Genomic DNA, 8673 nt, shown 5'->3' with positions numbered 1-8673 from the left:
CGCCCCGGTGCACCGGGGCGGGCGGCTCCTTCGCGCGGGGCGCCCGCTCAGCCCTTGCGGTTGGCTTCCCAGCCCGCCCACGCCGAGGTGATCATCTCGCGCACGTCGTGCCGGGCCTTCCAGCCCAGCTCCGCCGCGATCCGCTCGGCCGAGGCCACGACCTTCGCCGGGTCGCCGGGACGGCGCGGGGTGACGACGGGCGCGATGTCGTGCCCGGTGTTCTCGTTCAGCAGCTCGACCATCTCCCGTACGGAGACGCCCTCGCCGCGCCCGATGTTGACGGTGAGGTCCTGGTACTCGCCCCGCGCGGCCCACTCGGCGAGCTTGCGCGCGGCCGCGAGGTGGGCCTCGGCCAGGTCCTCGACGTGGATGTAGTCGCGGATGCAGGTGCCGTCCGGGGTGGCGTAGTCGTCGCCGAAGATCCGGGCGCCCTCACCGGCGTCGTAGCGCTCGAAGACCATCGGGACCAGGTTGAAGACACCGGTGTCGGCGAGTTCGGGGGCGGCCGCGCCCGCCACGTTGAAGTAGCGCAGGCAGGCGGTGGAGATGCCGTGGGCCCTGCCGGCCGCGCGGACCAGCCACTCTCCGGCCAGCTTGGTCTCGCCGTACGGGCTCAGCGGCGCGCACGGGGTCTCCTCGGTGACCAGGTCCACGTCCGGCATGCCGTACACGGAGGCGGAGGAGGAGAAGAGGACGTTCCTGATCCCGGCGGCCGCGACGGCCTCCAGCAGGACCGTGAGGCCCTGGACGTTCTCGTGGTAGTAGTACAGCGGCTTCTGGACGGACTCGCCGACCTGCTTCTTGCCCGCCAGGTGCACCACGCCGGTGATGTCGTACTGCTGGAAGGTCTCGTCGAGGACGAGCCGGTCCAGGACGGAACCGATCACCAGGGGAACGCCCTCCGGGACGCGGTCGGCGTTGCCCGTGGACAGGTCGTCCAGGACGACGACCCGCTCACCGGCGAGCAGCATCGCGCGGACGACGTGTGCGCCGATGTAACCGGCGCCTCCGGTGATCAGAAACGTCATGCGTATCTCCCGAGCTCTAGCGTGACCGGCGGCCCGGACGGGCGCGGTCGAGGCGGTTGCGTACGAAGGTGGCGGCGCCCTCCGCGCCGGGTGCGAGCCGCAGCGCGAGCGATCCGGCGGCCGTGCGGTAGGGCTGCGTCAGCAGAACACCGTACCGGCCGCTGAGCAGCGCGCGGCGCCGCAGCAGGTCGCCCAGGGGGCGCAAGGAGGTGAGCAGGGAGCTGCCGTCCGCGCACTCCACGCTCACCCGGACGTCCCACGCCTGGATGCCGCGCAGGCCGCGGCGGCGGCCGGTCGCGGCCAGGGCCGCGAGCCGGAAGGGCAGCTCCGCGCTCCAGCCGTCCGCGCCGTCGGGGCGCAGTTCGACGGCCGGGACCACGACCGGTTCGCCGCCCGCGCGCGGGACGAACCGCAGCTGCGCGGTGCGGGGCGAGGCCTCGGCGAGGCGCCCGTACAGGTCGTGGACACGGAGGGAAAGACGTGCGCCGCCGGCGGCCGGTTCCGCGTCGACGGTGACGGGGAGTTCGGCGACGGACAGTTCGGCCAGCCCGTCGAGGACCGCGGGCGTCTCCTCGCTCCACACGGGGGCGCCGTCGCCGTCGCGGGCGTACGGCGGCAGCAGCCGGGGCGGCTCGGCGGCGAAGCGGGTCAGGCGCCGCACGTCGGCGGGCGGCGTCGGGGCGGCCCGCAGGACGCGCACGATCCAGCGGGCCCGGGCCGCGGCCGCCTCGACGGCGGCCTCGTCGAAGCCGGCGACGTAGTCGCGGGTCAGGGTCCACCAGGCGGCCTGGTAGCCGGGGTCGGTGCCCAGCTCCCGCAGGTACATCCGCAGGTCGTACTCCAGGAACTTGACCTGGCAGGCGAGGCCGAGGGCGGGGTCCGCGGCGCCCAGCACCGCGGCGGCGGCGCGGTGGGCCGCCACGCGCGAGGCCCAGTTCCCCACGTCCTTGCGGTCCAGCGAGATGGAGACCCGGGCGGCGGCCCGGCGCACGTGCCAGACGTAGACGAGCTCGGGGACGACCGCGATGCGGGGGGCGGCGGCCAGCACCCGGGCGGTGAAGACGAAGTCCTCGTAGACGAAGCGGCCGTCGGGGAAGCGGATCCCGTGCTCGTCGAGGAAGGACCGCTGGTACAGCTTGTTGACGCACAGGGTGTCGCGGACCAGGTCGGGCCGGTCCGCGGGGCGCTCGATGACCTCGCCGGGGGTGTGCAGCCCGGGCATCCAGGGCACGTCGTGGCCCTGCGGCAGCTCGCGCCGCACGCAGCCGCCGACGGTGACGGGCGCGCGGTGCTCCTCGGCGCCCCGCACCAGGGCCTCGGCTGCCCCCGGGGGCAGGACGTCGTCGCTGTCGAGGAAGAGCACGTACGGCTGGGACGCGAGCGCGATCCCGTCGTTGCGGGGCGTGCCGCAGCCCCCGCTGTTCTCCGTGCGGTGCACGACCTTCAACCGCGGATGTACGGCCGCCAGCTCGTCCAGCACCTCGGCGGTGCCGTCGCCGGACGCGTCGTCGACCGCGATGACCTCGCCCACGACGGGCCCTTGGGCCAGGGCGGAGGCGACGGCCTCGCCCACGAGCGCGGCGTCGTTGTAGGCGATCACCACGACGCTGACGCGGGGAGTGTTGCTGCTGCTCACCCCAGGATCCTATGGGACGTGCGGGGACGGGTGACCGGTACCGGTCCACTCCGTGCGAAAGCCCCCGCAAAGGTCCCGGAGGGGATCTTCGCGGGGGCTGCCGTCAGGGGCGGGCCGGGTCTCAGCCGCCGGTCTGGTTCTGACGGAACTCGTCGTACTCCTGCTGCGCCACGTCGCCGCGCTCGGCCTCGCGGTCGCGGCGGCGGGTCGCCGCCGGGCGCGGGGCCTCCAGGCGGTGGTCCTCGCCACGACGGCCCAGCATCTCGGCGCCGGCCATCATGGTCGGCTCCCAGTCGAAGACGACCGAGTTCGCGTCGGAACCGATCGCGACGCCGTCACCGGCGCGGGCGCCGGCCTTGCGCAGCGCGTCCTCGACGCCGAGGCGGTTGAGGCGGTCGGCGAGGTAGCCGACGGCCTCGTCGTTGTTGAAGTCGGTCTGGCGGACCCAGCGCTCGGGCTTCTCGCCGCGGACGTTGTAGACGTCCTCGACCTCGTCGTAGGTGATCGTGAAGCCGGAGTCGTCCACGGCCTTCGGGCGGATGACGACGCGGGTCGCCTCCTCCTTGGGCTTGCGGGCGCGGGCCTTGGCGATGACCTCGGCCAGGAAGTACGACAGCTCCTTGAGGCCCGTACGGGCGACCGCGGAGACCTCGAAGACCTTGTAGCCGCGGGCCTCCAGGTCCGGGCGGACCATGTCGGCGAGGTCCTGGCCGTCGGGGATGTCGACCTTGTTCAGGACGACGAGGCGCGGGCGCTTCTCCAGGCCGCCGCCGTAGAGCTTCAGCTCGTTCTCGATGGCGTCGAGGTCGGCGAGCGGGTCGCGGTCGACCTCCAGCGTGGCGGTGTCCAGCACGTGCACGAGGATCGAGCAGCGCTCGACGTGGCGCAGGAACTCCAGGCCGAGGCCGCGGCCCTGGCTGGCGCCCGGGATCAGGCCGGGGACGTCGGCGATCGTGTAGACCGTCGAGCCCGCGGTGACCACGCCGAGGTTGGGGACCAGGGTGGTGAAGGGGTAGTCGGCGATCTTCGGCTTGGCCGCGGAGAGCACCGAGATGAGCGAGGACTTGCCCGCGCTCGGGAAGCCGACGAGCGCCACGTCGGCGACGGTCTTCAGCTCCAGGATGACGTCGCCGCCGGTGCCGGGGACGCCGAGCAGGGCGAAGCCGGGGGCCTTGCGCCGGGCGGAGGACAGCGCGGCGTTGCCGAGGCCGCCGCGACCGCCTTCGGCCGCGACGTAGGTGGTGCCCTGGCCGACGAGGTCGGCGAGGACGTTGCCCTCCTTGTCGAGGACGACGGTGCCGTCCGGGACCGGCAGGATCATGTCCTGGCCGTCCTTGCCGGAGCGGTTGTCGCCGGCGCCGGGCTGCCCGTTGGTGGCCTTGCGGTGGGGGCTGTGGTGGTAGTCCAGCAGGGTGGTGATCGCCTGCTCCACCACCAGGATCACGTCACCGCCACGGCCGCCGTTGCCGCCGTCGGGACCGCCGAGCGGCTTGAACTTCTCCCGGTGAACGGAGGCGCAGCCGTGGCCCCCGTTACCCGCGGCGACGTGCAGCTCGACGCGGTCCACGAAGGTGGTCATGGGTGTTCCTCCAGATACATACGGGAATGTCCCGGGCAGGCCTTGCTGCCCATTAAACGTGTCTATGTGACAACGCGCCGAGGGCGGACCTCTCTTCCCGGCTTCCGCCGGGAAGAGCTGAGATCCGCCCTCGGGGTGTTACGAACGCTTCAGATCAGCAGGAGCTGAATCAGGCGGCCGGAACGATGTTGACGACCTTGCGGCCGCGGTGGGTGCCGAACTCGACGGCACCGGCCTGCAGCGCGAACAGCGTGTCGTCGCCACCACGACCGACGCCGGCGCCGGGGTGGAAGTGCGTGCCGCGCTGGCGGACGAGGATCTCACCAGCGGAAACGACCTGACCGCCGAAGCGCTTCACGCCGAGCCGCTGGGCATTGGAGTCGCGCCCGTTCCGGGTGGAAGATGCGCCCTTCTTGTGTGCCATGTCTCAGTCCCTCTTACTTCGCAGCCGCGGGGATACCGGTGACCTTGATCGCCGTGTACTGCTGGCGGTGACCCTGGCGACGGCGGTAGCCGGTCTTGTTCTTGTACCGCAGGATGTCGATCTTGGCGCCCTTGTGGTGATCCACAATCTCGGCCGTGACCTTGATGCCGGCCAGGACCCACGGGTCGCTGGTAACGGCTTCGCCGTCGACGACGAGCAGGGTCGAGAGCTCGACCGTGTCGCCAACCTTGGCAGTGGAAATCTTGTCAACCTCAACGATGTCGCCGACAGCAACCTTGTGCTGGCGACCACCGCTGCGCACGATGGCGTACACGCGGATCTCTCTCTCACTCGGGGCGGATGCTCCTGAAGCCAGCCGCTCAGACGGGCCGGGGCCCGTGCAGATCCGGATTGGACGAGCGGCCTCTCCCCGTGCGGCGCTTGCGCGCATGCGAGGGGAGGGAGGTGCTCAGGAGCGCGGCGCGTCCTGAGACACGCCGACGGTCTAGGTTACGGGGCCCCCGTTCGGGGGTCAAACCGGGCCCCGCACGGCCGTGGGCGGGGGCGCGCGGCGGGGGGGCGCCGCCCGGGGGGGGTGGGGGTGGGGGGGGGGGGGCCGCACGGCCGGGGGGGGGGGGGGGGGCCGCCCCCCCCGCGGCCTGCGACACGCCGAGGTTCTTGGTTCGGGGGCCCCCGTTGGGGGGAAAAACCGGGCCCCGCCCGGCGGTGGGCCCCGCCGGCGGGGGGGGCCCACGGACCGGTGTGGATCAGGCTTCGGTCGCCGGAGCCGAGACGGACGGGAGCGTCTGCTGCTCCGCCGCCGCGGTCTTCTTCGTCGCCGCCTTCTTCACGGTCTTCTTCGCGGTCGCCTTCTTCGCGACCGTCTTCTTGGCAGCCGTCGCCGTGGTCTTCTTGGCGGCGGTCGCCTTCTTGGCCGGGGCCTTCTTGGCGGCCGTCTTGCGGACCGCCTTCTTGGCCGGAGCGGGCGCCTCGACCTCGGCCTCGGCCTTGACCTCCGCGACGGGCTCGGCCTCCACGACGGGCTCGGCGACCGGGGCTTCGGCGGCCGGGGCCTCCTCAGCCGCGGTGGCGACCACGACGATCGCGGCGTCCGCCGAACCGGCCGGCGAACCGGCGGGCGCGGTGGCCTTGCGGGTCGCCCGACGGCGCGGGCGCGCCGGGGCGGCGTCCGCCACCGGCTCGGCGACCGGCTCCACGACCGGCTCCGGCTCCACGACGGGCTCCGGGGCCACCTGCTCGACGACCGGCTCCGGCGCGGGGGCCTCCTGGACGGCCTCGGCCGTCTTGGGGGCGCCCACCGGGGCGGTGGCCTTGCGGGTGGCGCGACGGCGCGTACGGCCCTGCGGAGCGGCCTCCTCGACCGGCTCGGCGGCGACCTCGGCGACCGGAGCGGCCTCGACCACCGGCTCCGCCTCGACGGCGACCGGCTCGTTCACGACCGGCGGGGCGACCGGCTCGGCGACGACCTCGGCCACGGGGGCCGGTGCCGGAGCCGCAGCGGCCTGGACCGGAGCCCGGTCCGAGCGGTCGGCGCCGCGCGGGGCGCCCGCCGGAGCGGTGGCCTTGCGGGTGGCGCGGCGGCGGTTGCGGCGGCCGCTGATGCCCGCCGCGGCCTCGGCCTCGCCCGGGCTGCTGTACAGCTCCTCGTCCGGGACGAAGGCGGGCTCCGGCAGGGCGCGCGGCGCGGCGACCTCGGCCGCCAGCTCCGCCTCGGTCTCCACCTGCTCCGTGTCGGCGTCGGTGTCGACCTCGGCGTGCGCGTCGCCGTACTGCTCGTGGTCGTGCTCGTGCTCGCCGGCGCGGCCCGCACGCTTCTTGGCGCGCTTGCCGTTGCCGCCGCCGCCGATGGCCGTCGGCTGCTCCATGTGCACGATCACACCGCGCCCGTTGCAGTGGACGCAGGTCTCGGAGAAGGACTCCAGCAGGCCCTGGCCCACCCGCTTGCGGGTCATCTGCACGAGGCCGAGCGAGGTGACCTCGGCGACCTGGTGCTTCGTACGGTCGCGGCCCAGGCACTCCAGCATGCGCCGCAGGACCAGGTCGCGGTTGGACTCCAGGACCATGTCGATGAAGTCGATGACGACGATGCCACCGAGGTCGCGCAGCCGCAGCTGGCGCACGATCTCCTCGGCCGCCTCCAGGTTGTTCCTGGTGACGGTCTCCTCGAGGTTGCCGCCCTGACCGGTGAACTTGCCGGTGTTGACGTCGATGACGATCATCGCTTCGGTCTTGTCGATCACCAGGGAGCCGCCGGAGGGCAGCCACACCTTGCGGTCGAGCGCCTTGGCGAGCTGCTCGTCGATCCGGTACGTCGCGAAGACGTCGACCTCGGAGGTCCAGCGCGAGAGCCGGCCCGCCAGGTCGGGGGCGACGTGGTTCACGTAGCCGTGGATGGTCTCCCAGGCGCTGTCACCGCTGACGATGACCTTCGAGAAGTCCTCGTTGAAGATGTCGCGGACGACGCGGACGGTCATGTCCGGCTCGCCGTACAGGAGGCTCGGCGAAGAGGTCGAGATCTGCTTCGACTTCTTCTGGATGTCCTCCCACTGGGCCTGCAGGCGCTCGACGTCGCGACGCAGCTCGTCCTCGCTCGCGCCCTCGGCCGCCGTGCGCACGATGACGCCCGCGTCCTCGGGGACGATCTTCTTGAGGATGGTCTTCAGGCGCGCGCGCTCGGTGTCGGGCAGCTTGCGGCTGATCCCGGTCATCGAGCCCTCGGGCACGTAGACGAGGTAGCGGCCGGGCAGCGAGACCTGGCTGGTCAGGCGGGCGCCCTTGTGGCCGATCGGGTCCTTGGTGACCTGCACCAGGACCGACTGGCCGGACTTGAGGGCGGCCTCGATGCGGCGCGGGCCGTTGGCCATGCCGAGCGCTTCGAAGTTGACCTCACCGGCGTACAGGACCGCGTTGCGGCCCTTGCCGATGTCGATGAAGGCGGCCTCCATCGACGGCAGCACGTTCTGGACCTTGCCCAGGTAGACGTTGCCGACGTACGAGGTGGCTTCTTCCTTGTTGACGTAGTGCTCGACGAGCACGTTGTCCTCGAGGACGCCGATCTGGGTGCGCTCGCCGCTCTGGCGGACGACCATCACGCGCTCGACGGCCTCGCGGCGGGCCAGGAACTCGGCCTCGGTGATGATCGGGACGCGGCGGCGGCCCTGCTCGCGGCCTTCGCGGCGGCGCTGCTTCTTGGCCTCCAGGCGGGTCGAGCCCTTGATGGACTGGACCTCGTCGGAGGAGGTGGACTCGCTGCGCTCGCGGGCCGGGCGGGGCTCGCGGACCTTGACGACCGTACGGACGCCCTCGTCGTCGGCGGCTTCGCCCTCGGCGCCGGAGTCACCGCTGCGGCGACGGCGGCGACGGCGGCGACGGCTGGAGCTGGAGCCGGCCGGACCGTTCTCGTCGTCGTCCTCGGAACCGGCGTCCTCGGACCCGTCCTCGTCGGCCTCCTGCTCGGCAGCGGCCTCCTCGCCCTCCTCGGACTCCTCCTCGGCGGACTCGTCGAGGTCGGCGGACTCGCCGCGGCGGCGGCGACGGCCACCCCGGCGGCGGCGGCGCGACGGGCGGTCGCCCGACTCGTCGTCCTCGTCGGCCTCCAGCTCGGCGGCCTCGGCCTCGGGCTCCTCGTCCAGCACGGACTCGACGGAGAGCGGGGCGTCGGCCTGCGGCGCGGGCACGTGGGCGGGCTCGACGGCCTGCTCGGGGGCCACGGCGCCACCACGGCGGCGACGGCGACGGCCCGCGGCGGGCGCGGCGGCGGGGGCCGGCGCGGGAGCGACGACCTCGGCCTCGAACTCGAACTCCTCCTCGTCCTCCTCGACGTCGTCGGCGACGACGCGCGCGGCGGCGGCGGCCATCGCGGCGGTCTCGGGGGTCTGGAACATCGGCTCGGCGAAGACCGGCGCCTGGAAGACGGCGACGGCCGGACGCGCGGCGCGGCGACCGCGCGGCTCGGCGGCCGGGGCGGCGGTGGGCTGCGGGGCGG

General features: G+C 73.4%; 6 protein-coding genes. All 6 read right to left on the bottom strand.

Going from position 1 to position 8673, the window contains the following annotated elements; all coding sequences use genetic code 11:
* Positions 1-47: 47 nt before the first annotated feature.
* Positions 48-1028 (bottom strand): UDP-glucose 4-epimerase GalE, encoded by a 981-nt coding sequence (galE, locus tag ACFWAR_RS38690; RefSeq protein WP_385788207.1) that lies wholly within the window; start codon positions 1026-1028, stop codon positions 48-50.
* A 16-nt stretch (positions 1029-1044) separates the two neighbouring features.
* A complete protein-coding gene (locus ACFWAR_RS38685) occupies positions 1045-2664 on the bottom strand; it encodes a glycosyltransferase family 2 protein (RefSeq protein WP_385788204.1) in 1620 nt (539 codons plus the stop codon).
* 121 nt (positions 2665-2785) lie between these two features.
* Positions 2786-4243, bottom strand: a complete 1458-nt coding sequence (obgE, locus tag ACFWAR_RS38680) for a GTPase ObgE (RefSeq protein WP_385788201.1) — start codon at positions 4241-4243, stop codon at positions 2786-2788.
* Between the two features lie 169 nt (positions 4244-4412).
* The gene (gene rpmA / locus ACFWAR_RS38675) at positions 4413-4667 is read right to left on the bottom strand and encodes a 50S ribosomal protein L27 (RefSeq protein ID WP_069920265.1); all 255 of its coding nucleotides are present in this window, start codon (positions 4665-4667) and stop codon (positions 4413-4415) included.
* Between the two features lie 13 nt (positions 4668-4680).
* Positions 4681-5001 carry a 50S ribosomal protein L21 gene (rplU, locus tag ACFWAR_RS38670; protein WP_030384677.1) on the bottom strand — a complete coding sequence of 107 codons (321 nt, stop codon included), beginning with the start codon at positions 4999-5001 and terminating at the stop codon, positions 4681-4683.
* 433 nt (positions 5002-5434) lie between these two features.
* Positions 5435-8673, bottom strand: a 3239-nt coding sequence (locus ACFWAR_RS38665) for a ribonuclease E/G (RefSeq protein ID WP_385788198.1), incomplete at its 5' end; no start/stop codon positions are given.

The sequence above is a fragment of the Streptomyces sp. NPDC059917 genome (genome assembly GCF_042730635.1).
Classification (GTDB): Bacteria; Actinomycetota; Actinomycetes; order Streptomycetales; family Streptomycetaceae; genus Streptomyces.
The sequence above is the reverse complement of the archived record's forward strand: the minus strand, read 5'-3'. Positions and strand labels throughout refer to the sequence as shown.